The organism is Photobacterium lipolyticum, from assembly GCF_003026475.1.
GTDB classification, from domain to species: Bacteria; Pseudomonadota; Gammaproteobacteria; order Enterobacterales; family Vibrionaceae; genus Photobacterium; species Photobacterium lipolyticum.
This window is the reverse complement of sequence record NZ_PYMC01000013.1, coordinates 43,057-69,579: the sequence shown is the minus strand read 5'-3', so window position 1 is coordinate 69,579 and position 26,523 is coordinate 43,057. Positions and strand designations below refer to the sequence as shown.

The following is a 26,523-nucleotide window of genomic DNA, read 5'->3' as shown; positions in this document are numbered from 1 at the left end:
CCTACAATTATTAGAAGAATAAATATGGCAACGATTAAAGATGTTGCACGTATGGCTGGCGTGTCGACCACAACAGTTTCTCACGTGATCAACAAAACCCGCTTCGTGGCAGAAGCAACACAGAAAAAAGTACTGGCCGCCGTTGATGAACTCAACTACGCACCCAGTGCCGTAGCACGAAGCCTCAAATGCAATACGACTCGCACCATTGGTATGTTGGTAACCAAATCAACCAACCCATTTTTTGCTGAAGTCGTTCACGGTGTTGAAGAGTATTGTTACAAGGAAGGCTACACCCTGATCCTTTGTAATACCGAAGGTAACTTATCTAAGCAACGTGATTACCTGCGCATGCTAGCTGAAAAGCGTGTCGATGGGTTGCTTGTTATGTGCTCTGACCTCGATCAAGTGTTACTTGATCTGCTTGAACGTAAAAGTGATCTGCCAATGGTGATCATGGACTGGGGCCCGGAAAGCCCACATACCGATAAGATTCAGGACAATGCTGAATTTGGTGGTTACATTGCTACCAAGCATTTTATCGAACATGGGCATGTTAAAATTGGCTGTCTGTCAGGTCATGTTGATAAAATAACGTGCCGAGAGCGTTTAAAAGGTTTCAAAAAAGCAATGGCGGAAGCCAATCTGGTAGTGAATGATGATTGGATTCTTGAAGGCGACTTTGAATGTGAGTCAGCTGTTGAAGCTGCTAACCAGTATATTGCAATGGAAGAGCGCCCTACTGCCATCTTTTGTTTCAACGATATTATGGCAATGGCGTTGATCAGTACTTTTGAACAGGCCGGTATACGCGTACCTGACGATATTTCTATCATCGGTTATGACAACATTGAGCTAGCACCATACTTTTCACCACCGTTGACCACGATCCACCAGCCTAAACGTCGTTTAGGTAAAACGGCAGTTGAAATTCTGATGGAACGCGTAAAAGATAAGAATCATGCCCGACGTGTGTTTGAAATGGCGCCTGAATTAGTGATCCGGAAATCAGTCAAAGACTTAAACTGATCCCGCGAGACACAACAAGAAGCCGACAAGTCACCACTTGTCGGTTTTTTTAGACATGAATATATCATCAGGAAAAACACTCAATTCAATTTGGCACAGATCTAGGCATATACAAAAACAAATAACCTTGATCAATGTCGCATTTTTAAAAGCTTGAAGAAATACCTTATTTACGATAAAATTTGCTAAGTCACGAACAAGGCAAACCACCCGAAAGAGTGGGACGCAAAGCTTCCGGCCTAAAAGGCAAGTAGTTTATAACTAACTTAACTAATGGCAGCGGGGTTACCGATGGATTTTTGCTCTGATATGGTCAAATTTTTACACACATTTGACAAAACTATTCGGCAAACTGCTAATCTGATTTCCTCGCTCCGATGTTAGGTGACTCAAGAAAATTTTCACCGAGAAGAAGCATGGATAAACCAGTACTAAAAAACTCATTAAAATTATTTGGCTGTTTAGAGTGCATTAAGTCTCGCTCTATGTTTGGCGGTTTTGGTATTTTTGCCGGTGAAACTATGTTCGCTCTAGTAGTGAACGATAAGCTACACTTGCGTGCAAATACTGAAAATGAAAAAGAATTTAAGGAAGCCGGTCTTGAACCATATGTGTACAAGAAGCGCGGTTTTCCGGTTGTCACCAAGCATTATGCTATCCCTGATGAATGGTGGAATGACACAAATAAAATTCTCTGTCAGGCAAAACGTTCTCTCGCGGCAGCCCAACAAGATAAAGAGACCAAAAGCAATACCGGTCCTAATCGCATCAAAGACCTCCCGAACTTACGTTTAGCCAATGAGCGAATGTTAAAGAAAGCTGGCATTGATACCATTGAACAACTCTTTGACCTTGGCGCACTTGATGCTTACAAAGCTTTACAGCAAACGCATCAAGAATCATTAAATGTCGAGTTGTTATGGGCATTGGAAGGTGCGATCAGTGGTAAACATTGGTCTGTTATCACAGAACAGCGACGTACAGAGTTGTTGTCTGCGTTACCATAAATAATCAACCATAAAAGAGGCGTATCACGCCTCTTTTTTTCTCACTTATCACTTTCTTTCCCCTCCCCAACCGAATGTGCAAAAATGTTCACAATACCTTATGTCAGGCTGTGTCAAATATTGAACCCTCTCACAAAGGTGTTCATAAATGCATCAATAAGCTGTTAATTGATATTAATATTTGTAAAATCAGGCAGGTATTATTTACTGAGAGGTTGCTATGTTCTGCTCCAAGCCTTTCCCGGGTCAAACAGATCACATATTTAAAGACAAATTTTGTAAGTGGCCAAAGCTACTTCGCAGTTTGATTTTTATCAGTTTGCTGCCTCCGTTTGTGACAATGCTTTTTGTTTACAACCAGCTTGCACCGTTGCATCTGCTGTATGATATTCTTACCCTCATTGGTGCGTTTAACCTTTTGATGCTGTTTTGGGGATTGATCCTTAAGATAAGGGCTAAAAAATATTGGTATCGCAATTACCATATTGGTAAAACCATGTTGTTAGCTTTAATTCCTGTAGTGGCCTGCGGGTACTTACTAGCTACAGAACGACCTGATCCGCGGGTTGCACAGCAAGTTGAGATTCAAAGTGTTGAAATAACCACCAACTAATCGAATTATAAGAAATATTTCATAAATTCCTGAAATATTCATACCCTTAGCCCGGTCTTTGTTGCTGCGTTGGTATAGCATTGAGTTATGCCAAAACAACTACAGCAAGAAGGATCCAAAGTGCGTATTTCAACCAAGCCTCGTTATTCCTTTTCTATTAAACCATTACTTTGGCTTCAAAAACGCCATTATGGGGAAGTCTTAAACCCTGCCCTGCTGTGGGGACGGCGCCCGGCACTGTTCTGGTTAGTTGCGGGGTTCTTCGGTTTTCTCGATCGTAAATCCTCACCTATCTCTCCTATTATTCGCTCTTTAATATGTGTTCGTGTGTCGCAACTTAACGATTGTGCCTTCTGTGTTGATGCCAACGGCATGAAACTCGCCGAACGCTGCAACTCTGTCGAAAAAATCAAGGCCCTTGCCCACTGGCAACAAAGCGAATTATTCACCGAGCAAGAGCAGATTGTTTTAACCTACGTCGAAGCGATGACAATCACGGGCCAACGCGTTAGCGAAGAAATGCTCGCAGAACTTAAAAAGTTCTTTGATGAAGATAGTATTGTCGAGCTGACGGCGTTAGTGGCATTCCAGAACTTATCCGCCAAATTTAATACCGCGCTTGATGTGCCTTCGCAAGGGTTCTGCTCTTTACCTATACAAGTTGACGATGAGAAGGATTCATCAACAGCTGAATCACAAATTAAATAGCATGAGGTGTCATCATGGATAGAAAAAAGCTCCTGCTCCTCATTACGATTATCAGCCTGATAGGGCTCTGGTTCGCATTCGATCTGGGGCAATACTTCACCCTAGAACAAGCTAAGGCGCAGCAATTAGCATTAAAAGACACGATTGCCGAACAACCGTTCTTATCTAGTCTGGTGTACTTTGCCGTTTATGTGATTGTAACGGCTCTGTCACTGCCTGGTGCCGCCATCATGACGCTGTTAGGTGCTGCACTATTTGGTTTCTGGTGGAGCTTAGTACTGGTGTCATTTGCCAGCACCATTGGCGCAACCTTAGCATTCTTATTCAGCCGCTTTATTTTACGTGACTGGGTACAAACCAAATTCGGCAATCGTATTGCACCGATTAATGCCGGTATCAAAAAAGACGGGGCTTTCTACCTGTTCACCCTGCGTTTAATTCCCGTGTTCCCATTCTTTGTGGTAAACCTGTTAATGGGTTTAACCCCGCTAAGTACCCGTATGTTCTACGTTGTTAGTCAGTTAGGTATGCTGGCAGGTACCGTGGTATATCTTAATGCCGGTACTCAGTTAGGTGAAATTGAAACATTGAGCGGTATTATTTCAGCGCCTGTATTGGCCTCTCTCGCACTGCTGGGTGTGTTCCCACTCATTGCTAAGTTCATCATGAACATCATTACCCAACGTCGCGTATATGCTGACTGGCAGCGCCCCGAGCAGTTTGATCAGAATATGGTGGTTATCGGTGCGGGTGCGGGCGGCTTAGTGAGCTCTTACATTGCCGCGGCAGTTAAAGCCGAAGTAACACTTATTGAGAAACACCAAATGGGGGGGGACTGCCTCAATACCGGGTGTGTACCATCAAAAGCGATTATCCGTGCTGCGCACTCCATGGCTGAAATTTCTCGCGCCCATGAATTTGGGATCACAACTGACAAGCCACAGGTCAATTTTGAACAGGTTATGGCACGTATTCATAACGTTATCACTAAAATCGAACCCCACGACTCAGTCGAACGTTATTCCAAACTGGGGGTTAACTGTGTCAAAGGCGAAGCACAAATCCTTTCCCCATGGGAAGTGGAAGTGAACGGCAGGCGCATCACCACCCGTAATATTGTTATCGCAACAGGTGCCCGTCCATTAGTCCCTAACATTCCAGGACTGCAAGATGTTAATTACTTAACGTCTGATACAATCTGGTCGCTTAAACAGCAACCCAAACGCTTGCTAGTACTTGGCGGGGGGCCGATTGGCTGCGAACTTGCGCAGAGCTTTAGTCGATTAGGTAGCCATGTAACTTTAGTCGAAATGGCAGAGCAATTACTAATTCGCGAAGATTCAGATGCCTCGCTTTTAGTCAAAGCAAGCATGCTCAAAGACGGTGTTGATATCAGACTTGGTCATAAAGCGATCCGCTTCGAGTCAGCACCTGATCAAGGACTCACACAAGATAATGACATACAACTTCAACGCGCTTACCTGGAAAACAACGGTGAACAAGTCATTATTGAATTTGATGCCGTCATGCTTGCCCTTGGCCGCGAGGCAAATGTTCAGGGTTTTGGTCTTGAACAGCTTGGTATTACGACAACAAATCGTGGCACCGTTGAGGTGAACGATTACCTGCAAACCAAATATCCTAATATTTTTGCCGTCGGTGATGTGTCGGGGCCTTTTCAGTTAACCCACGCAGCGGCACATCAGGCATGGTATGCCGCCGTCAACGGCTTGTTTGGTCAGTTTAAGAAATTTAAAGCCGATTATTCCGTATTGCCCGCGGCGACTTACACCTCACCCGAAGTTGCCCGGGTCGGCATCAATGAAAAAGAAGCTCAAATAAAGGGTATTAACTATCAAGTTGTTACTTATGGTATCGACGATCTCGACCGGGCGATCACAGACGGCGAAGATTACGGTTTTATCAAAGTCATCACCCCGAAAGGTAAAGATAAAATCCTCGGTGCAACGATTGTCGGCAATAATGCCGGTGAGCTACTCGCTGAATTTACCTTAGCCATGCGTCACGGGTTGGGGCTGAATAAAATATTGGGAACGGTTCATCCCTACCCGACCATGAGTGAAGCCAATAAGTATACGGCAGGTGTCTGGAAACAAGCGAATGCACCACAGACGCTATTAGCTTGGGTGAAAAAATATCACACCTGGATGCGGCACCAAAAAGTCTCTGAACATAACCCGTCAGAGCCTATAAAAGCGCAAACAACCGACTCAGAAGAAACTGCAGACATAAAATCAGTGGCAGCATTAAACGAGAATAAGGACATTCAATGAAAAAACTAGTTATGGGGCTGGTACTATCGCTAGCCTCCAGTTTGGTAAGTGCAGAGCAAGCTTCCCCTCAGCAGTCTGAGCAATGGCAGCTGATTGAAAGTAAAGCGAGCGGGCAAACGGTCTATTTTAATGCCTGGGGCGGCAGTCAGGAAATTAACGACTACCTGCGTTGGTCAGCGAAGCAACTTAAAAAGCGTTACAATGTCACGCTTAAACATGTAAAAGTGGCTGATATCGCAGAAACTACCCAAAGATTACTAGCTGAAAAGACAGCCGGAAAAAATAGGGACGGCAGTGTCGATCTGGTTTGGATCAATGGCGAGAACTTTCGTTCAATGAAACAAGGAAAGTTATTGTTCGGGCCTTTTGTCGAGCAACTTCCTAACTGGCAATATGTTGATCAGCGCCTGCCGGTTTTTGAAGATTTCACCGAACCAACGGAAGGGCTAGAAGCCCCCTGGGGGGTCGGACAGCTCGTTTTCATTCATGATAAACAAACCCTGAATAACCCACCGCAAAGTTTTGCAGAGCTACTGAGCCTGGCGAAAGCATTTCCCGGTAAAGTCAGTTACCCGCAGCCACCTGAGTTTCACGGTAGCAGTTTCTTAAAAGCTGCTTTAATTGAACTGACGGATGATAAGCCCGCTCTTTATCAACCCATTGTTCTGAATAAAGATAAAGCACGCTTTGACCGCGTCACGGCACCATTATGGCAGTACCTTGACCAGCTTCATCCGGTTGCCTGGCAACAAGGTCAGCGTTTTCCGTCAGGTACAACCGAAACCATTCAGTTATTGGATGATCAGCAGCTACTATTAGCTATAACATTCAACCCTAATGCTGCGAATGCTGCGATTGAACACGGTACGTTGGCAGAAACAGCCCAGGCTTATGCTTTCGACCAAGGGGCACTATCAAATATTCATTTCCTCGCCATTCCATGGAACGCATCAGCGAAAGAAGGTGCTCAGGTTGCAATTAACTTTTTGCTAAGTCCTGAAGCACAGGCACGTAAAGCAAATACCAGCATCTGGGGCGATCCTTCGGTATTGAAAGAAGAGGCACTGAATAGTGGCAGCCGGGGTTTCGCATTATTTAAACCCGTTGCCGAGCCTCACCCAAGCTGGCTGACAGCAATTGAACAAGAATGGCAGCGTCGGTACGGGCATTAGTTATAGAAAGTAGAGAGTAGAGAGTAGAGAGTAGAGAGTAGAGAGTAGAGAGTAAAACTAGAAACTAGTCCCCTTTCACACAAGTTTTTACTAGTTTAAGCACGTCATCGAGGAACGAGATATCCGGGATCCAGCTCTAACCATGTGCGTCTTAGATTCCGTATAAGTTCGTTCCTCACTTTACGGAATGACGATGGTTGGTGACTGAACTGTTCAAAACCTCTGTGTTAAGTGCTAGAAACTAGAATACGAGTGTCGAGATCCTGCAACCTCGGCACTCTGTTCTCATAATTCATCAGGAAGACCAGTGATACGCATGCAACTATTATTTTTATACAGCACTCAAGTCACTCACGCTTTGAGCCTGCCATGATCCGTTTGCTTTACCTGGCAACCATTGTGATATGCGCACTGCCCTTACTTCCCGGGGTAATTGGCATTGCGGTTCCGGCTTTTTCCTGGTTACCCGCACTTGGCTTAGATTTCCCGAATCTGTCTGCATTTTCCTCGGCCTTGCAGTGGCCTGGTCTTGGCCAGTCCATATTGCTCACACTGTTTTCTGGTGTCGGCAGTACTGTGTTGGCAACCACATTTTGCTTTCTGATTTTACAGGCGAACTGGAACAGTTCGCGCTGGCAGCGAATTGAGCATCTGATCGCTCCCATGCTGGCGCTGCCTCATGTCGCATTTGCCATTGGTTTTGCGTTTACATTTTCCCCGACAGGATGGTTATTCCGCGTTGCTGAAACCGCAGGCATCGACACGGCGTCACTGTTCGCTCTCATCCAAGATCCGTATGGCATCGGGCTGATGCTGGCGCTGGCAATTAAAGAAACCCCTTTCCTATTGTTAATGAGCGTTTCAGTACTCCATCAAATACAGTTCAACCAATTACAGGCTGTTGCTTCCGGTCTAGGCTACAGCCACAGCGAGAGCTGGCTAAAAGTCATTTTGCCTCAGTGGCTACCTAAAATGCGAATGCCTATCTACGCCGTATTAGCTTATGGCTTGTCCGTGGTTGATATCGCCATGATCTTAGGCCCATCACGCCCGCCAACATTAGCGATATTAGTCTGGCAATGGTTTAATGAACCCGATCTTACCCAGATCCCCCGGGCCGCTGTCGGTGCCATCATATTACTTGTGCTTTCTTTCGGCGTATTAACACTGGCTCGTCTGATTGAATGGCTACTTTTCGATGTTAAGCGGCAATGGCAATATTCAGGTCCGTCATCCAAAAAGAATAAGATATTTTTATCAGGCGTTCACTTGCACTGGCCCTTTACGATGGTACCTGTCATCGTGGTACCAGTACTGTTCATCTGGTCTTTTGCCCAACGGTGGCGCTTTCCTGATCTGCTGCCAAGCCGCTATAGCACACGTTTCTGGCAACAAGAAAGCGAATCATTAATACAATTGGCATCTAATAGTATTTTACTGGCACTTAGCAGTGCATTTATCGCATTAGTGCTGGCTATCGGCTGTCTGGAACACCGACAAAAGTACCAGCGAGGAATCCCAACCTGGCTTATCGCCTTACCGATGGTGATCCCGCAGCTTTCTATTTTGTTCGGCATTCAGGTTTCCACTTTCTTGTTTACTGGGCAGCACTATTGGTTTTGGGTGATATGGAGTCACGTTCTTTTCGTTTTTCCATATCTTTATCTGGCATTAGACGGTCCATGGCGAACCTATGATATTCGTCTGGACCAGTCAGCCCGCAGTTTAGGCTTAAGCGCGTGGTCTGCCTGGTGGCGAGTAAAGCGTCCGCTCATGATGCCTGCTATCTGGCTGGCTCTTGCCGTTGGGATGAGCGTGAGCCTGGCGCAGTATCTACCAACCCAAATCTTAGGCGCGGGACGTATCTCGACTTTAACAACCGAAGCCGTAGCATTAGCCAGCGGGCAAGATCGCCGAGTCAGTGCTATTTACGGATTATTACAAGGGTTACTACCTTTAGTTTTCTTTACCCTGGCGCTTATTGCCAGTCGCCTATCGGGAAACTATTCCCGTCGCAGTCAGCAACAACGGAGTACCGACACGGATGACCTTATCTGTGGAAAACCTCACTATAAGTAATGGCACTACGCCGCTTATTTCGTCAGTGACCTTTACCGTCAATCAAGGTGAGGTATTAACCTTAATGGGGCCAAGTGGCTGCGGTAAATCCAGCCTGCTCAGTGCGGTTGCTGGCCATTTAAGCCCGACGTTTGCCCTGCAAGGCCAAATTTCGCTGAATAACAGTTCAATGAATGAACTAGAACCGGATCAGCGACGAATTGGAATCCTGTTTCAGGATGATCTGCTCTTTCCTCACCTGAACATATGGGAAAACCTAGCCTTCGGCCTGCCCCGGCAAATAAAGGGAAGTAACCGGAAAAAACACGCCATTTTGACCTTGGCACAAATTGGATTGGAAGAAATTGCATATCATATGCCAACAGAAATCTCAGGCGGTCAACGAGCCCGCATCAGCCTGATGCGTACCTTATTGGCGAAACCTGAAGCGGTTTTACTTGATGAGCCTTTCAGCAAATTAGATAAGGAATTACGAACCGCTTTCCGGCAATTTGTCTTTGAGCAAATAAAGGCACAGAATATTCCAGCGCTGATGGTCACCCATGACGATGACGATATCCCCGATGGTGGTAATGTATTACGCTGGCCCTGGAATAAGGAGACTCGTCATGATTGATCGTTATACCATTAAAATGATCCGCAGGCCTTTACAATCGGCTGCAGCCCTACCGGATAAAATTGGGATCACAGCCAATCAGGTAACAATAACCGGATTCTTGCTGGGATTACTGGTGCTGCCTGCCCTCGCCTTTCAGCAATATGACTGGGCTTTGGCTTTTATTCTCATTAACCGATTGTTTGACGGTTTAGATGGCGCAATAGCCCGTAAACAAGGCATAACTGATTGCGGTGGTTTCCTTGATATTACCCTGGATTTTCTTTTCTATTCCATGGTGCCATTTGGCTTTGTTCTGGCCGATCCTGGCGCTAATGCCGTTGCTGGTGCATTTTTGATTTTTGCCTTTATCGGTACGGGATCAAGTTTCCTCTCTTTTGCCATAATGGCAAGCAAGCTCAATATCGAAAACCTGGTCTATAAACAAAAATCGCTTTACTACATTGGCGGCCTGACCGAAGGCACAGAAACAATTGCCTGTTTCATCTTGTTCTGCCTCTTGCCACAGCATTTCTCAACTATAGCCTGGATATTCGGTAGCTTGTGCTGGGTTACAACAGCCACACGGATCTGGGCAGGCTATCAGACGTTGAGAGATTAAAAAATTGATCGAACCCGTTATTGTTATCATAACGGGTATCTTCAACCGCATCATTAGCCGTTCAGAGAAAATATTCAATATCAGAACTAACGCATCCATTCGCGGTGTAACTGTTCGCTGTCACCCAAATAATCGAGTAACCAATCAAGTGCCGGATTCGAATTTTCGGTGTTCCAGGCTAGGCAACACGGACTGACCGGCGGTTTATTGACTAATTGCTTTTCCACCAGCTCTCCAGTCTCAATACGGGGCATCGCCATATGCGCAGGCACCACACATACGCCTAACCCTGCCTTTAAACACTGCAGGGCACTGTGCCAGTTTGGCACCATAATACGACGCTGGTTATCCATCAACCAGGTTACGCGTTTAGGCAAGGTTCTAGATGTATCTTCAATACAGATGGCAGGATACTGCGCAAGCTCATCAGGCCCAAGTTTATGCTCACTCTTCGCTAACGGATGATCTTTGCAGACCACAAACTTCCAGGATAGTGTCCCCATATCGCGGTAAGCGAAATATCCACCAACAGGAACTGCGGCTGTTGCACCGATCGCAATATCAGCACGACCATCAGCCAACGCATCCCAGACACCATTGAACACCTCCATGGTCAAATGCAGCTCGACATCGGGAAAAGCCTGATAAAAATCACGCACCAAGGTATTAACCCGACTTTCACGCACAACTGTATCTAATGCAACCGAGACACTTTGCGACCAACCGTTGGCTACCCGCTGGGTCTGTAAACGCATCTGTTCCATCTGTTTGATCAGATTGCGTGCTTCTTCGACAAAATACTCGCCGGCAGCGGTTAATTTCACCTGCCTGTGCATACGGACAAATAAATCGACAACTAATCGCTCTTCTATTAACCGAACGGTATAGCTAATTGCACTTGGCACTTTGTGTAGTTCTTCTGCGGCAGCAGAAAAGCTGCCGCGCCTAGCAACAACATCAATAACTTGGAGATCATTGTACGAAAACATATCAAATCAATTTTTTTGAAAGCAATGTTGAAATATTACCGTTTCACAGTAAGGAAAACCACAACTACACTTGCAAGCAATGTTATTTCAATAAAGTTAAACCATAATGAAAAACCAACCATCTAAAGTCACCCTAAGCTGGTTTGCCTGCCTAAGTATGTTAGGTTTTCTGGCGACAGACATGTATTTACCGGCATTTTCGACTATTCAAGAAGATTTTAGCACCACACAGTCACTTATTGGATTATCTCTAAGTATATTCCTTTTGGGTATGGCGCTTGGTCAACTGGTCTACGGCCCGTTATCGGATCGAGTTGGCCGTATCAAAGTTCTTTTGGGTGGTATGACCCTATTTAGCATCGCATCAGTACTATGTGCTTTTGCTCCAACTGTCGAACTGTTCCTGGCTGCACGTTTTACTCAAGCTCTAGGCGCCTGTAGTGCCACCGTTATCTGGCAGGCTGTTGTCGTTGACCGCTACGAAGGTAAGGTATCAGAGCGTATTTTCGCGACGATCATGCCACTTGTCGCTTTATCCCCGGCTCTTGCCCCACTGGCCGGCGCACTGCTTGAAGGTCAATTCGGCTGGCGTAGCATCTTTATTTCATTGGTAGGTTTTGGTGCTGTTTTAGCCGTTATGACACTAAAAGAGGTCGAAAGCGCACCTATAAGCAAAACAAATGAAAAGACAGCCATTCAATTACGTCGTGATTATAAGCAAATTCTAGGTTCAAAAAAATTCATCGGAAATATGCTTATTTTTGCTGCTTGTTCTGCCGCATTCTTTGCCTACCTGACGGGATCTCCTTTTGTAATGGGAGCGATGGGTTATTCAGGTGCAGATATCGGCCTGAGTTATGCGCCACAAACTGTTGGCTTCATTATCGGTGGCTATGGTTGTCGTACCCTACTGAACCGCTTCGAAGGCAAACAGATTTTGCCTTGGTTATTAAAACTGTTTTTCGCAAGTGTGTTGGTCATGTTCCTTATTTCAACCAATACTGAGCCAACGACTATCTGGCCGATCCTTATTCCATTCTGTTTCCTTGCTGCTGCCAACGGTGCGATTTATCCCATTGTTGTTAGTCAGGCACTGGAAGACTTCAAAAACTGCAGTGCTACTGCAGCAGGATTGCTGAATTTTCTGCAAACCATTATCTGTTTTGCGGCAAGCGGCATTGTCTCTGCTTTCACGGCAAAAGGCTTAATAACGATAACGACAGTAATGCTAGCTGCAGGTTTTATCGTAATAATCGGTTTTGCATTTGTGGTGCAGGCACGTCGTCAGACAGTGCAACAGGTACAAACTGCATAGTTGCACCACCAAAGCGCTAAATTTGCATAATTAGTTGAGGTTGCCTTTGAGCAGCCTTTTTTTTACCCTAGAAGCCTCATTTTTCTAAAGCGTCAATATGACTAAATTCCCGCAACCACCACCCTCCCCCCGGCATAAACCCATACAATTAAGCAGCAATTAGCAAATATACGGCAGCTTATGACTAGTTTTATTTTCATAAGTCAGTCAATATTTATTCAATCGCGCACCTTTCAAGCTTCAGGATTCCAGTTATATAAACAGACCAATCAATACTGCGACGAAAGGAGAGAAATGATTACCAACCAATCACATAGGTGTGATAGGCACTATTGAAAATGGTTTGTTCACGTGCTTATCATTTCCTGATTACTATGATGGGCTCAGTGATTAGTCAAAAATATCACCATAAATATATAAACGTTGGATTATTTGTTTCATTGACAACACCTAACTAATTGAGCGGTCAAACCAGTTATTAACGCTGAATAACGAACAATTGATATACAAAAATGCAACAAAATCGATTTTTTATACGTTTTTCTTGCATAAGAACCCATTATGGGTAGTATGAACCCCTGGTGACAATTAATGCAGCATATTGGCATGAGTATTCAAGTAAGCGGTATCAACAAATTCTATGGAAACACGCAGGTTCTTCACGATGTGAATTTCACCTGCCACGCAGGAGAGACCCTCGTGTTGTTAGGTCCAAGTGGTGCAGGTAAAAGCTCACTACTGCGGGTACTGAACTTACTGGAAACGGCAAACAGCGGTGAACTGAATATCGCCAACGAGGCATTTAACTTCGCCACTGAAGTACAAGAAAAGGATGGCTTAAGACTACGTCGTAAGGTTGGCATGGTTTTCCAACAATATAACCTGTGGCCACACATGACTGTTCTGGAAAATTTAGTGGAAGCCCCAGTGAAAGTTGCTGGCATGAATAAAGAAGACGCACATAAAGAAGCAATGAAAATTCTTGCGACGCTGCAACTGGCAGACAAAGCGGATGCCTGGCCGATGCAACTTTCTGGCGGTCAGCAGCAACGTGTTGCGATTGCCCGAGCTTTAATGATGAAACCTGATGTACTGCTTTTTGACGAGCCGACAGCGGCATTGGATCCGGAAATCACCAATCAAATCGTCCAGATCATTAACGAACTAAGTGAAACCGGCATTACTCAAATTGTAGTCACTCATGAAGTTGATTTTGCAAAAAAAATTGCAAGTCATGTTCTGTACCTTGAAAAGGGATACATAGTAGAACATGGCACAAAAGAGGCGTTCCATACGCCAGCAACCCCTGAATTTGCGGAATACCTGACTCACTGATGAATAGCTAATTTGTATAGCCTTTGGCGATTCAGATATTCCTATAAATTGATATGACACCTTTTTTATTTCTATTAACCCAGATATTTCAGCAGCCGTAACAATGCCTAGTCTCTTCTTAAAAAAGAGCCTGCTGAAAGCTGATTTTTCATTAAATAATGTTTGATGAAAAACAATAACGCACGGAGTATCGCAATGAAAAAAATTTTATTAGCAACGTTAATTGGCCTGGCTTCAGCTAATGCAGTTGCACAGGAAGAGATAAAGTTTGCGATGGAAGCGACTTATGCACCATTTGAATTCGTTGATGAAAACAATCAAATCCAAGGTTTTGACGTTGATTTAGCGAACGCGTTGTGTGAAGAAATCAAGGCAAAATGTTCTTTCCATAATCAAGCATTCGACAGCCTAATTCCTGCGTTAAAGTTCCGTCGTTACAACGCTGCTATTTCTGCCATGGACATCACTGAAGCCCGTAATAAGCAAGTTAGCTTCACCGATGCGTACTATGATAATGCTGCGGCATTTATTGCACTCGATGACAACGTTACCGATCAGGCCGACCTTAACGGCAAGCGGGTTGGTGTACAAAACGGGTCAACACACCAAAGCTATCTGCTTGAACAAATGGCAAGCGTAACCGCAGTGCCATATGCAAGCTATCAGGATGCCTTCATTGATATGCAAAATGGCCGTATCGACTCTGTCTTTGGTGATACTGCTGTTGTCGCTGAATGGTTTAAGACCAACGATAAGCTAAGCTACGTCGGTCAACCAGTCACCAATACGGCATATTTTGGCAACGGCTTTGGTATTGCAATTAACAAAGACGATCAGGAGTTGGTTGATAAGCTGAATACTGCACTTAAAACAGTAAAAGCAAACGGCCAATACCAGATTATTTTCGATAAGTATTTCGGTAAGTAATATGGCGTTTTCGGGTTACTCTTTGTCGCTCGTAGAAGCAAGCTGGATGACCATTCAGCTTGCATTTACCAGCTTATTGGTTGGCTTAGTGCTAGCGGTTTTGTTTGCAGGTGGCGAGATGTCACGTCAGCGCGCAATTTTTTGGCCGACGACGGCACTTGTAACCGTTCTTCGTGGTTTGCCTGAACTATTAGTGGTGCTGTTCATCTTTTTCGGCTCAGGTCAGATCTTCTTTATGATCACGGGTGACTATGTCGAAATCAGCCCATTTTTATCAGGTGTCATCGCGCTGTCTTTAATTTTTGCCTCTTATGCTGCGCAAACATTGCGGGGGGCATTAAAAGCGGTTTCAAATGGTCAGCGGGAAGCCGCGAGTGCATTAGGGATCAGCCGCTTTCATGGTTTTACACGCATTGTTTTACCACAGGCGATTAGACATGCCCTACCCGGATTAACCAACCAATGGTTAGTGCTGTTAAAAGATACCGCATTAGTTTCACTGATCGGCGTCACCGATCTGCTTAAACAGGCACAGTTAACGTCGGCTGCCACGCACGAAAGCTTTACTTGGTATGCGAGTGCGGCTGCGATTTATTTGATTATTACTTTATTAACCCAACGTGCAGTCAAAATGATTGATAAAAAATTCACCGTTCAAGGCCTTAACGCACCACAAGGAGCGAGCGCATGAATGAACAGCATGTCTGGAAAATGCTTGAAGGCCTGCTCACCAGTATTGAACTAACCGTCGTTTCACTGTTTGTGGGTTGTATTATTGCAATCTTTATGACATTAACGTTAATCATGCGAACAACAGGTATTCACTGGCTGAGCCGTGGAGTCATTACATTATTCACCGGCACACCATTATTGGTGCAAATCTTTTTGGTGTATTACGGGCCTGGGCAATTTGAAATAGTACGTGAAAGCATGTTGTGGATCTGGCTAAGTCAACCTTGGTTCTGTGCCATGCTTGCACTGGCATTGAATACCGCCGCATACAGTACACAACTGTTTAAGGGTGCCTTTGATGCGGTTCCATCCGGCCAATGGCAAGCTTGCCGGGCGTTGGGGATGGATAAGGTGGCAACATTAAGAGTCTTACTGCCTTTTGCCATTCGTCGAGCAGTTCCGGCTTATTCAAATGAAGTGATTCTGCTGTTTAAAGGGACTTCTCTGGCGAGCACAATTACGATTATGGATATCATGGGCTACGCGCAGCGTATTAATGCACAGACCTATGACACATTAGTCGTCTTTGGTGTTGCCGGCGCATTTTACCTGACGGTTAACGGCGTTCTGACTCTGGTATTTCGTAAAGTCGAAAAAAAAGCCTTAGCATTTGAAAACGCACATTAGCACCTATCCTGATTCGATAATCCCCTTATCCAGTTATCAAGCAATATCGTAAAGCCAGTAGCTAGCCGCTATTGGCTTCGTCGTTCAGGCACAAGCTTAACCCTGAATTGGTGGAAAAATCACAGCAGCGCGCCCTGCCAAGCCAATATCAAGCCAAATTAGGATGTTGAAGGCGCAGAGTCTACCGTTTACAGTAAAATTTCCCCCTAAAGCTATTATTACACTTCTAATAGTCGTCAGGCTGACTTAAGATATTCAGGTAACATTAATAAGGCAGCAACCTATGAGCTTTAGTGACCATTTAGATAATTTCATCAAACAACGCGATCAGCGACCTCAGTCTTCAACTCGGCAGTCTTATCGCCGCCAGCCTGCGATACAAGACGCGACAGGTCAGAGTAAGGCGCGCGAAGCCATTGCAAAAGCACAGGATGACGCTTCGGTACGTGCAACAATTGAAACTAAAGAACCTCATGTCCGTATACATGGCCGTTGTGTCACGGAACAAGAAGCCTATAACCTAGAATTACAACAAGTGCCGCCGACACCCGTCAGTCAATCAAGACTGGATTATATCCAGCAGTTAAGAAAAGACTTGAAGCTTAGAAAGCCCTCTGACTAAGAACCGATCAAGCTGGTAACGAACTGGTTTGATTATACTCTCCAAAAAAAAATTCATCGCACTACTTTCAAAGCGCCAACTTAAGCATACCTGTCATCATTCCTCAGTGATTGGAAAAAACATCCACAGGAAGAGTCATTTTTAACGCCGTTTGCTTATATCCAAGTAACCTCAAGATGCTCGTTTTGGCGAGATTTGAGGTTACCTTGGGCATATTCTTCTCTTCATTATCTCGTATATTGCTTTCTCTTTAATCATAGTCTCTCGCCAATACTGTATAATTATTAAACAAAATCACACCTATATTAAAAATATCTAATTTTTTATCATTAAAAATATACGAACAAACATAAAGAAATTTGACGACTTAACGTACAATTATTACATGTTTCATAGCGTTAATAACGCCAACTCGCCAAGCAAAGACAAACGCATTGCAATTAACAATATTATTACAACCAATTCCCGGTAACATTCATCTTTTCCGAATGATAGCTGCAATACACAACAACCTAAGACATTGAAATTATGACGCATTAACATACATCTGGCGGCTTAGTACGACTCACCCCATCAATTAATACACATAATTATCCAAATTATCTCGCCTTGAACCTAACATCAAAAACAATACAATTGACACCAACATAATATACAAAATCAATAACCGAAATTAATAAATAAACCAGGTAGCATACATTAAAAATATAAGCATCTGTGCGCAGCTACACTATTAATCAAACAAAAGCAATATAGGCACAGGGCATTTTAGCCGTTAAAATTAGCCATTAAGAAAAGTATGAAAAGACAGAATAATGAACTCAAATATTCAAATTAACGAGCTCGAATCCTTGCTCATTGCGATTGTCGTGCTTTTTCTTGGCTACTTTATTAATAGCAAGGTTAAAGTACTTAGAAAATATAATATTCCTGAGCCTATTGTAGGCGGCCTGATTATTGCCGTGATAATCGCTGTTATTCATCAACAAGGTGTTGATATTACATTTAAGCTGAGCATTAAAAACACACTGATGCAGATGTTTTTTGCCACCGTGGGTTTAGCTGCAAGTTTCAAACTGCTTGCCCAAGGTGGTTCTCGTGTTTTCCTGTTTTTAGGCTTAGCCACCGTATATATTATCATCCAGAATGCTGTCGGTGTTGGTCTAAGCACTGTGCTTGGCCTTGATCCGCTGCTTGGTCTGATCGTCGGTTCAATCACGTTATCCGGTGGACATGGTACCGGAGCTGCATGGTCACAAACGTTCGCATCAGATTTTGGCCTGCACACTCTTGAGCTATCAATGGCTTCTGCGACCTTTGGTTTAATGGTTGGGGGAATCATTGGCGGCCCTATTGCCCAACGTCTGATCAACAAATATAAACTGGAATCCTCATTTGGTGACGGCGAGCACCACCATATTAAGCACCCGGATCTCGTCACCTACAGTGATCATGAAGAAGACCGAATTACGTCAAAAAATAGCATCGAAGTACTCTTCATTTTACTCGTCTGTGTAGCGGGCGCGGTGCATATCAAAACGTTTGTAGATAGCTTTGACGTGGCATGGTTACGCATCCCTAATTTTGTTTATGCCCTCTTTGTCGGCGTTTTCATTACCAACCTTTGTGAAACCACTAAGCTTTACAAGATCAACAAAGAAACCGTTGATGCACTAGGAACAATATCGCTCTCATTATTCCTGGCAATGGCATTAATGAGCCTGCAACTCTGGGACTTATTAGAACTAGCACTGCCAATGTTGGTTATTCTTGCATTCCAGACTGTGGCGCTCGGTTTATTTGCCTATTATGTGACTTTCAGGGTTATGGGGCGCACGTATGATGCAGCAGTCATCGCCGGAGGCCATTGTGGCTTCGGAATGGGTGCAACACCGACCGCAGTTATGAATATGGGCTCTTTGGTTTCACGTAACGGCCCTTCACCACAGGCCTTTATGGTGGTACCTATTGTTGGTGCATTCTTTATTGATATTGCCAACCTGATAGTTCTTCAGGGCTACCTCACCTTCATTCAATAACCTTACGCACCACCGAGGGTGTGACGTTGTCACTCCCTCCATATCAAACCACTTCAACTTTCTATTTCTCCTGCTATAAGCAAGATACTGATGATCCTCACCTAACGCGTTATCTAATTTAGTCCTATTATTTATATGTAACCATTAAAGTCGACAATATGGTTGCGACTGCTTCTGTGTCAGAAAATAATTGAATTATGAAGACAGCGGTTAATGGTTATTGGCATCAACGCTAGACAGAACGTATGGAGTATTAAGATGTTAGGTGAAAATCATGCACTCTTCATTGAGTTCCCTGAAATGAAAAATAAAATCCACCAGCTCAAAATGGCGGATGAAAACTTCAAATCAATGTCAGACAGATATCATAAACTCGATCATGTTATACGAGGGTTAGAATGTAATAATGTACCTACCGAAGATCAGCATTACACTCAGCTCAAAATGGAACGTGCACAGTTAAAGGATAAAATATACAGCGCTTTAAATAACTAACATCTGTATGAGTAACATCTCCCATCCAAAGCCCGGTGATTTAACCGGGCTTATTAATGGATGCGAATATATTTTATATCAGGTTACTTGGGTATATACGAAATCCGCCAGTGGACAATGGACTTCACTATACCCATGAAATCCATTGAGGTAGCAGAATACCGGGGCCGTTCTACAGGCACCGCTCTTATTCACTCGTTTTATATTCCACGTAAAGCTGTGGTGCTCCGTTACGATCTCCATCGTATGATTCTGCAACCCGTTCACCGGATCCGCTGACGATTATTACGATCGAGTTACCGCTTGTCCATCCTTCACGGTCGACGACTTCCTGAACCAGTGATTTAATATTTGGTGTTCTCTGGTTCAAACCAGCCTCACCTCTAGATGACCATGGTGCAGGTTCCCAGGATACTGAGGCCGACGTACGTTTCCTAGACGAGATGTTTTCATCTTCTTCCCGGAAAGTTGCAGCATTGTCTGTTGCTTCTGCCACAAAAGTTAATGATGTCGTATCAGAGTTCGTTTCGTCCGTCTGAAACTGGATATAAGCATTGGTAATTGTTGCCTTCGCTGGAATGGTCATAGCATTGAAGCGCATGCCGACAATCTGGTCCCTCTTGTCATAGACGAGTTCTAAATCACTACTGTCAATGTCCACCCTACCACCATCTTTCTCTTCAGCATCATCTGAAGAGCCTTCGACAGATTTGCTCACCACCTGTTCACCCACTTCTGGAACGTCTGGAACATCTGGAACATCTGGAACATCTGGTTTATCCGTTGGCGGTAAAGTGGCATCAAATGGAAACTTCTGATAATCGCTAGGTTTTGCCGTAGTAGGTATTGCCCCGATAGCCCCTGTTGCTCCTGATAGAATAGAGCCTATAAGTATTCCATTCGAGCACATACTGTTCCCGGACTCGCTTATAGCATTGATATTTCGACAAGTAACCGGGACGGCCTTAGCCGTCGCTGGGCTATTATCCGCCAGAATGAAATCCTCCATTTTAAAAACCTCAGAACCTGGCTTCAATGCCCAGTACTCTTTGTCGCGATCAACCACGTCTAATTTAAAATTGACAAATTTCGGATCAGTACCGCGCTTAGGAGTGTCTCCTATACTATTCTGTTCAATACCTTTAAGCTCTCCCACCGTATCCTCGTCATCCACCAAAGGTTCATTATCCTGGGTATTGACCTTCCAATATAAATTTCCGTCAATCAGTTGGTTTACACCTAGATTGTAGGATTTATTGATTTCACCGTTAACCATCACCACGATATTATTGGCAAACGTGCTGCCATCCGGCTTGGCTGGCGTCGGAACTATCCCTTTATATGAATTCAGCATTACTAACGTGTTCTGATAATAGTGGACATTACGTGTCGCATAATCACTGCCTGCCTGCTTGAACATCTTTCCATAACCAAATTCTCCACCACCATTCCAGCTGTTTATACCGCTCTTACGATTAACAGGGTGATCACGAAGTAGGGTCACCACATTGCGGTAAAATAGTAAGGGGCCTGCCATTTCTACCGTATCCTGGCCCACAGCCACTACCGTCAGGCAATTCCTGATATAGTTGTGATCAATCACAATTTGCCGAATATTGGCAGTGCCGCCGTTTTTAGCTGCACCTTCAATCTCAAACGCATCATCACCGCAGTTTTCAAGGCGGTTATGATGGACAAAGATTCGATCTTCACCGTTGTTGGTACCTATCAGGTCCTGCCCTGAACCACGTATCAAATTCCAGGATATAACCCAACCTTCCGTTCCGCCTTCTAAATTAATTGAAGTGCCACGGGCGCGATTGGCAGGCGTGGGGTCGTCCTTCATATCACTCCAATAAATCCAGTAAGGTGCATCGCCGAGGATCCGAGATTGAGTGACGGTAATATCATGTACATTAGAGGAGGCAGTTGTAATTGCAGTATCACCCATCCAGACCGTAATGCCCTCAAACACCACGTGGTGGGCATCTGACTTAAGCTCAATACTATCTTGTGCTTGATTAACGGTAAGATCTTTGAATGTCAGATAAGATCCCGTGACTATTAGCGTATTAGATTCCTGGGACAACACTATCTGATAGTTGCTCGGATCGGCATTTTCAGCTGAAAACACTTCTCCGTAGCGAGCCTCCGCGTTTCTCATCGCAGTCGTCTTTGACAGACGAATATGGCATCTTCCATCAATTTCAATGGTGCCGGGACCGACATAAAATTTACTGCTACTGCCCTCATATTTATCTGTAGTAGCTCGAAAATGGTCAACGTCCAGATATGGAACTAATTGTACCCGCTCGTTTTCATAACCTGGAATACCCAACACATACGCGTAAGCTTCATTGTCATCACAGCCAATCTTGGAGCGATATTCACCAAGTTGAGCATTCACTAATTCCCAATCGCTATTGCCTAAAACTCGAAATTCTGGGTAACCAGAATCAATTACGGCGCTCTCACCTGGCGCGGATGCAATCACAATAGGTGACTTTGCTGTACCGCTAACCTCGACTTCGACGGTTTCAAAATAGCTTCCGGTTCGCAAATATAATGTATCTCCTGGCTGTAATTTCTTAACGGCGTAATTAACACTGGAGAAGGGCTTATCCATGGAGCCATCATTGTCATTGTCACCATCTGTCGCAACGTAGTAAGTTGCGGCCCAGGCAGAAGAAATGCTGGCGAGAAAAACTACTACGAAGCAGCAGCTTACAAAAAGACTCTGTTGTCTGCTCATGATTTTATTTCCTGCAGTAACATGATAAAAAATCGTTGCTGGTACTCTCGTGATTGAGCCTTGGAAAGGCACAACACGGGGGACTATTGTCTAGGACAAAGAATAGTCTTGATCTAAGAGTAAACAAGTAAGAAGAGTGAGAATCCGAAATTATATTGCTCTGACAATTAGTAGGCCAACATCACAACGAATTTCTCATCTAGACTCGATTTTGCTCTTTGTTAGCCTAATGGCAGGGCGTACTGCCTGAATCACTAAACACCTTGCCTTCGACCGGGATAAACTCCCATTCGTAGCTCCCGGGATTCAGCGTCAATTTGATAACACCATGCGTATCGCCGTCATGAACCTCACTGTTAGGTGCAATCTCGGATTCGGGGATCGTCACAACATTCACTCCCCCCGTTCCCACGACAAACTGCCGAATACCTTGCAGGGTATCTATGGCGCCATTCACATCTTGTGGGGCAAAACGCTCATAGCCGTGGCTATGGCCACTAATAACAAGCTCTGCTCCGGCATCGTATAACATTTGCCAGAAATCACTTAACCCTGGATTATTTCCAATATGGCCGGAGCTAAACCGAGGTTGGTGCCAGATTGCTAGTGTACAAGTACTTGGATGTTTCAATAAATTGGCCTGCAGCCATAGGCCTTGGGGAGAATCACTCTCGCAACCGCCTACTTTATGACATTCAGAGTTGAGGACAATGATGTGCCAATCACCAACATCGTAGCTGTAATATCCCTTGCCAAGCTCACCCGCTGCCGGACCAAAGTATTCGAAATAATCTGCAGCGCCGATCGTTTCATGTTCATGATTGCCAGGCGCCGGACGTGTACGGTGCTTATGACGCCCCCATGTCTGATCAAAACAATCAGCAAACTCTTCTATCGTTCCGTTGCCATGCACATTATCGCCAGCGGTAAAAACCGTACCGGCTATGTTGTCTAGCAAACTTGCTGTTGCTCCATTATCAACGCCAACACATTCTCCAATGTCGCCAGCACCTACCAACACGGGTGGGCTTGGTACAAGGCTGAATTCTGTGGCGCTTATCGCGTTACCTTTCAAATCGCTTACAGTAATTGGCCCCGAGGCATCACCGGGGGGGACTGTGGCATAAATTGTGTTGCCTGATGCCACCCTGAACGTGGACGAGATCCCGTTGAAAGCCACGTTTATAGCTTCTCTAAAATTGCTACCTGTAATTTCCACCACCGATGCAACCTGAGCACTAGCCGGCGTAAAAAACGTAATTTCAGGTGGTTCCACAAGATTATCCTCACCGCCGCGGTACTCGACATGGAGTAAAGGTGCCGCAGCGGACTTACCTTCAAACGACTCCGCTACGCGCTCACCTATTCCTGAGATAATAATCGCCAAGGAGTTGCCGCTCACCCATTCTGGCTGATCCACAATCTCCTGAATAATAGGCGCGATGTCAGGTGTCCGCTGGTCAGGTCCAGCTTCTCCCACCGTAGTCCACGGCGGCGGAAACCACGATACGCTGTTAGACGTCCTCTTTCTCAATGAGACATTTCCTTCAGATGAAGTAAACGTGCTGGCATTGTCGGTAATTTCGGCCTCTATCGCGAGCAACGTTGTATCCGAGTTAGTCTCATCTGCCTGCAGCTGAATATAGGCTCGCTCTATACTGGCCCCCTGCGGCATGGTCACTCCGTTGAAACGCAGGCCGACAGTCTGTTCGCTGCCATCATAGACGAATTCCAGATCAGCGCTCGTCAGCCTTATTCTGCCAGACGCTATTTCTTCCGCATCATCGCTACTCGCAGCCACGCGCACATCCAGCGTGGTTGCCGCTTCCCCAACCGTCACCGTGATCTGGGCGCTGCCTGCCAGCCCCCCGGTGTCGCTCACCGACGCGGTGATGGTGTGGTTGCCCTCCGACAGGCTGCTGGTCGAGAACGCGCCGCCAGTGCCGATGGCACCGTCCAGGCTAGAGCTCCACGCCAGGCTGCTGCCCAGGTCGCCATCCTCGGCGTCGGTGGCCGTACCGCTGAAGGTGACCGTATCACCAACCGCGAAGCTGGCGTTGCCGGCCGGGGCCGAGACCCCCACCGTCGGGGCGGTGTTCGCCGTGACCACCGTCACCGTTACCGTGATCTGGGCGCTGGCTGGCTGCCCCTCGCTGTCGCTCACCGACGCGGTGATGGTGTGGGTGCCCGCCGACAGGCTGCTGGTCGAGAACGCGCCGCCCGTGCCAATGATACCGTCCAGGTTTGAGCTCCACCCCAAGCTGCTGCCCAGGTCGCCATCCTCAGTGTCATTGGCCGTGCCGCTAAAGGTGACCATATCACCAACCACGAAGCTGGCGTTGTCGGCCGGGGCCGAGATCCCCACCGTCGGGGTGATGTTCCCCGTGCCCACCGTCACCGTGATCTGGGCGCTGGCTGCCAGCCCCCCACTGTCGCTCACCGACGCGGTGATGGTGTGGGTGCCCACCGACAGGCTGCTGGTCGAGAATGAGCCGCCCGTACCGATAGTGCCGTCCAGGTTTGAGCTCCACGACAGGCTGCTGCCAAGGTCGTCATCCTCAGTGTCGTTGGCTGTGCCGCTGAAGGTGATCGCATCATCAGCCGCGAAGCTGGCGTTGTCGGCCGGGGTCGAGATCCCCACCGTCGGGGCGGTGTTCCCCGTGACCACCGTCACCGTCACCGTGATCTGGGCGCTGCCTGCCAGCCCCCCGCTGTCGCTCACCGACGCGGTGATGGTGTGGGTGCCCGCCGACAGGCTACTGGTCGAGAATGAGCCGCCGGTGCCGATGGTGCCGTCCAGGCTCGAGATCCATGACAGGCTGCCGAGCAGATCGCCATCCTCGCTGTCGCTGGCCGTGCCGCTGAAGGCGATTGCATCACCTGCCGCGAAGCTGGCGTTGTCGGCCGGGGCCGAGATCCCCACCGTCGGGGTGGTGTTCCCCGTTGCTGTATACTCCACATGGAGTAAAGGCGCCGCACCTGTTGCCCCATCATACGCCTCCGCTGCACGCTCACCCGTCCCGGTGACAATGATCACCAGGGAGTTGCCACTCGACCAACCGGGCTGATTCACTATTTCCTGAATAATTGGGGCAATGTCAGGTGTCTGTTGGTCTGGCCCGGCTTCTCCAACTGTAGTCCACGACGGCGGAGACCATGATACAGTGTTAGTTGTCCTGTTTCGCGATGAAATATTGCCACTGGACGAAGTAAACGTCGTGGCATCCTCGCTGTTTTCGCCCACTAACGTGAGCGAAGTCGTACCAGTGCTGGTCTCATCCACCTGCAACTGAATATAAGCATGCTCTATGCTGGCACCCGGCGGGATGGCCACCGCATTGAAACGCATACCAACAGTTTGAACACTGCCATCATAGACTAACTCCAGATCGCTGCTGGCCAGCTTCATTGCGCCTGACGCTTTTTCTTCCGCATCATCGGAACTCGAAGCCACGCGCACGTCCAGCATAGCAGGCACATCCCCCACCGTCACCGTGATCTGATCTGTCCCTGCTAGGCCACCACTGTCGGTTACTGACGCTGTGATGGTGTGTGTACCCTGCGACAGGGTGCTGATCGAGAACGAACCGCCCGTGCCGATGCCTCCGTCTCGGCTAGAGCTCCACGCCAGACTCCCGGTCAGGTCGCCATCCTCGCTATCGCTGGCTGTGCTGGCAAATGTGACAGGATCACCAACCGGGAACGTCGTATTATCTGCTGGCTCCGTGATGCTCACCGTGGGGGTGCTATTTCCCGCACCGGTGTACTCCACATGGAGTAAAGGCGCAGCTCCTGGCACCCCATCAAACGCCTCCGCTACACGCTCACCTGTCCCGGTGACAATGATCACCAGGGAGTTGCCACTCAACCATCCGGGACGATTCACAATCTCCTGAATAATCGAGGTAATAGAGGGCGTACGCTGGGCAAGCCCCGCTTCCCCCACCACTGTCCATGGTGCCGGAGCCCACGAAACAAAGCTCACCGTCCTGCTTCTTGATGAGAGGTTCCCGAAAGTCCCTGAAAACGTTGGCGTGCTGTCTTCTGCCACACCTTCTATCATGAGCGACGTGGTTTCTGAATTGGTCTCATCCGCCTGAAATTGAATATACGCATCCGTAATGCTGGCACCTGCCGGAATAGTCACCGTATTAAAACGCATACCAACAGTTTGATCACCGCCATCATAGACAAACTCCAGGTCGCTGCTGGTCAGCCTCATTCCGCCTGACGTTTTTTCTTCCGCATCATCAGTACTTGCAGAGACACGCACCTCCAAGATAGTGGGCTCTGCAGATACCTCGACAGTCAGCAGGCAAAAAATTACAGGAATGACAAAAATATAGTAAATAGCTTTATCTAACGACGAGAATAAAAACGAAAGTTTAGTCTTTCTTTTTGTTAGATTAATTCCATACATATCGTCACCTGATTTTCGCCATGCGTTAGCATCCCTACCTCTTGAGGAAGAGATAAACTGCCGAAAACATATTGCTTTAATATAATTAGTTTTAATATAGAACAGATATAAAACATCAAAAGCTGAGCTTAGATATTCATTACGCTTTTCT

The 26,523-nt window shown here is 46.2% G+C and carries 20 protein-coding genes and 1 riboswitch; of the genes, 17 read left to right on the top strand and 3 right to left on the bottom strand.

Translation table 11 applies throughout. The features are described from left to right. Positions 1-24: 24 nt before the first annotated feature. The 9 genes from purR (at position 25) to C9I89_RS16565 (ending at position 10,119) form a co-directional block, all read left to right on the top strand. On the top strand, positions 25-1,029 hold the full coding sequence (gene purR, locus C9I89_RS16605) for an HTH-type transcriptional repressor PurR (protein ID WP_107284437.1): 1,005 nt from the start codon (positions 25-27) through the stop codon (positions 1,027-1,029). Positions 1,030-1,219: 190 nt separating this feature from the next. Beyond that, a riboswitch (cyclic di-GMP riboswitch) is annotated at positions 1,220-1,322 on the top strand. Positions 1,323-1,445: 123 nt separating this feature from the next. Beyond that, positions 1,446-2,036, top strand: a complete 591-nt coding sequence (locus C9I89_RS16600) for a TfoX/Sxy family DNA transformation protein (protein WP_107284436.1) — start codon at positions 1,446-1,448, stop codon at positions 2,034-2,036. A 220-nt stretch (positions 2,037-2,256) separates the two neighbouring features. Next, positions 2,257-2,649 (top strand): hypothetical protein, encoded by a 393-nt coding sequence (locus C9I89_RS16595; RefSeq protein WP_245905508.1) that lies wholly within the window; start codon positions 2,257-2,259, stop codon positions 2,647-2,649. A gap of 120 nt (positions 2,650-2,769) precedes the next feature. After that, positions 2,770-3,357 (top strand): carboxymuconolactone decarboxylase family protein, encoded by a 588-nt coding sequence (locus tag C9I89_RS16590; RefSeq protein ID WP_107284495.1) that lies wholly within the window; start codon positions 2,770-2,772, stop codon positions 3,355-3,357. Between the two features lie 14 nt (positions 3,358-3,371). Continuing rightward, positions 3,372-5,651 carry an FAD-dependent oxidoreductase gene (locus C9I89_RS16585; RefSeq protein WP_107284435.1) on the top strand — a complete coding sequence of 760 codons (2,280 nt, stop codon included), beginning with the start codon at positions 3,372-3,374 and terminating at the stop codon, positions 5,649-5,651. Next, a complete protein-coding gene (locus C9I89_RS16580) occupies positions 5,648-6,823 on the top strand; it encodes an ABC transporter substrate-binding protein (protein ID WP_107284434.1) in 1,176 nt (391 codons plus the stop codon). The genes C9I89_RS16585 and C9I89_RS16580 overlap by 4 nt, the downstream gene beginning before the upstream one ends. A gap of 369 nt (positions 6,824-7,192) precedes the next feature. Then, positions 7,193-8,902 (top strand): ABC transporter permease, encoded by a 1,710-nt coding sequence (locus C9I89_RS16575; protein ID WP_107284433.1) that lies wholly within the window; start codon positions 7,193-7,195, stop codon positions 8,900-8,902. After that, the gene (locus tag C9I89_RS16570) at positions 8,868-9,518 is read left to right on the top strand and encodes an ATP-binding cassette domain-containing protein (protein WP_107284432.1); all 651 of its coding nucleotides are present in this window, start codon (positions 8,868-8,870) and stop codon (positions 9,516-9,518) included. Before C9I89_RS16575 ends, C9I89_RS16570 begins: the two co-directional genes overlap by 35 nt. Further along, on the top strand, positions 9,511-10,119 hold the full coding sequence (locus tag C9I89_RS16565; RefSeq protein WP_107284431.1) for a CDP-alcohol phosphatidyltransferase family protein: 609 nt from the start codon (positions 9,511-9,513) through the stop codon (positions 10,117-10,119). The genes C9I89_RS16570 and C9I89_RS16565 overlap by 8 nt, the downstream gene beginning before the upstream one ends. A gap of 86 nt (positions 10,120-10,205) precedes the next feature. Here the strand turns inward: C9I89_RS16565 and punR are convergent, their stop codons facing one another. After that, entirely contained in the window at positions 10,206-11,108 is a 903-nt protein-coding gene (punR, locus tag C9I89_RS16560) for a DNA-binding transcriptional activator PunR (protein ID WP_107284430.1), read from the bottom strand. A gap of 106 nt (positions 11,109-11,214) precedes the next feature. Here punR and punC point away from each other — a divergent pair, with 106 nt between their 5' ends. The 8 genes from punC (at position 11,215) to C9I89_RS16520 (ending at position 19,200) form a co-directional block, all read left to right on the top strand. Continuing rightward, positions 11,215-12,423 carry a purine nucleoside transporter PunC gene (gene punC / locus C9I89_RS16555; protein ID WP_107284429.1) on the top strand — a complete coding sequence of 403 codons (1,209 nt, stop codon included), beginning with the start codon at positions 11,215-11,217 and terminating at the stop codon, positions 12,421-12,423. A gap of 606 nt (positions 12,424-13,029) precedes the next feature. Continuing rightward, positions 13,030-13,758, top strand: coding sequence for an arginine ABC transporter ATP-binding protein ArtP (artP, locus tag C9I89_RS16550; RefSeq protein ID WP_107284494.1), 729 nt, complete (start codon positions 13,030-13,032; stop codon positions 13,756-13,758). Between the two features lie 195 nt (positions 13,759-13,953). After that, entirely contained in the window at positions 13,954-14,685 is a 732-nt protein-coding gene (locus tag C9I89_RS16545; protein ID WP_107284428.1) for an arginine ABC transporter substrate-binding protein, read from the top strand. 1 nt (position 14,686) lies between these two features. Continuing rightward, complete coding sequence (artQ, locus tag C9I89_RS16540) at positions 14,687-15,376, top strand: arginine ABC transporter permease ArtQ (protein ID WP_107284427.1); 690 nt, start codon at positions 14,687-14,689, stop codon at positions 15,374-15,376. Continuing rightward, the gene (artM, locus tag C9I89_RS16535; RefSeq protein ID WP_107284426.1) at positions 15,373-16,044 is read left to right on the top strand and encodes an arginine ABC transporter permease ArtM; all 672 of its coding nucleotides are present in this window, start codon (positions 15,373-15,375) and stop codon (positions 16,042-16,044) included. Before artQ ends, artM begins: the two co-directional genes overlap by 4 nt. A gap of 283 nt (positions 16,045-16,327) precedes the next feature. Further along, positions 16,328-16,666 carry a hypothetical protein gene (locus tag C9I89_RS16530; protein WP_107284425.1) on the top strand — a complete coding sequence of 113 codons (339 nt, stop codon included), beginning with the start codon at positions 16,328-16,330 and terminating at the stop codon, positions 16,664-16,666. Positions 16,667-17,481: 815 nt separating this feature from the next. After that, a complete protein-coding gene (gltS, locus tag C9I89_RS16525; RefSeq protein WP_107284424.1) occupies positions 17,482-18,705 on the top strand; it encodes a sodium/glutamate symporter in 1,224 nt (407 codons plus the stop codon). 258 nt (positions 18,706-18,963) lie between these two features. Then, the gene (locus C9I89_RS16520; RefSeq protein ID WP_107284423.1) at positions 18,964-19,200 is read left to right on the top strand and encodes an HP1242/YdcH family protein; all 237 of its coding nucleotides are present in this window, start codon (positions 18,964-18,966) and stop codon (positions 19,198-19,200) included. A 187-nt stretch (positions 19,201-19,387) separates the two neighbouring features. On the opposite strand, the gene C9I89_RS16515 is transcribed toward C9I89_RS16520, so the two are convergent. Then, on the bottom strand, positions 19,388-21,952 hold the full coding sequence (locus C9I89_RS16515) for a hypothetical protein (protein ID WP_107284422.1): 2,565 nt from the start codon (positions 21,950-21,952) through the stop codon (positions 19,388-19,390). A gap of 226 nt (positions 21,953-22,178) precedes the next feature. Next, positions 22,179-26,372 carry a metallophosphoesterase gene (locus C9I89_RS16510; protein ID WP_107284421.1) on the bottom strand — a complete coding sequence of 1,398 codons (4,194 nt, stop codon included), beginning with the start codon at positions 26,370-26,372 and terminating at the stop codon, positions 22,179-22,181. Between the last annotated feature and the right edge of the window lie 151 nt (positions 26,373-26,523).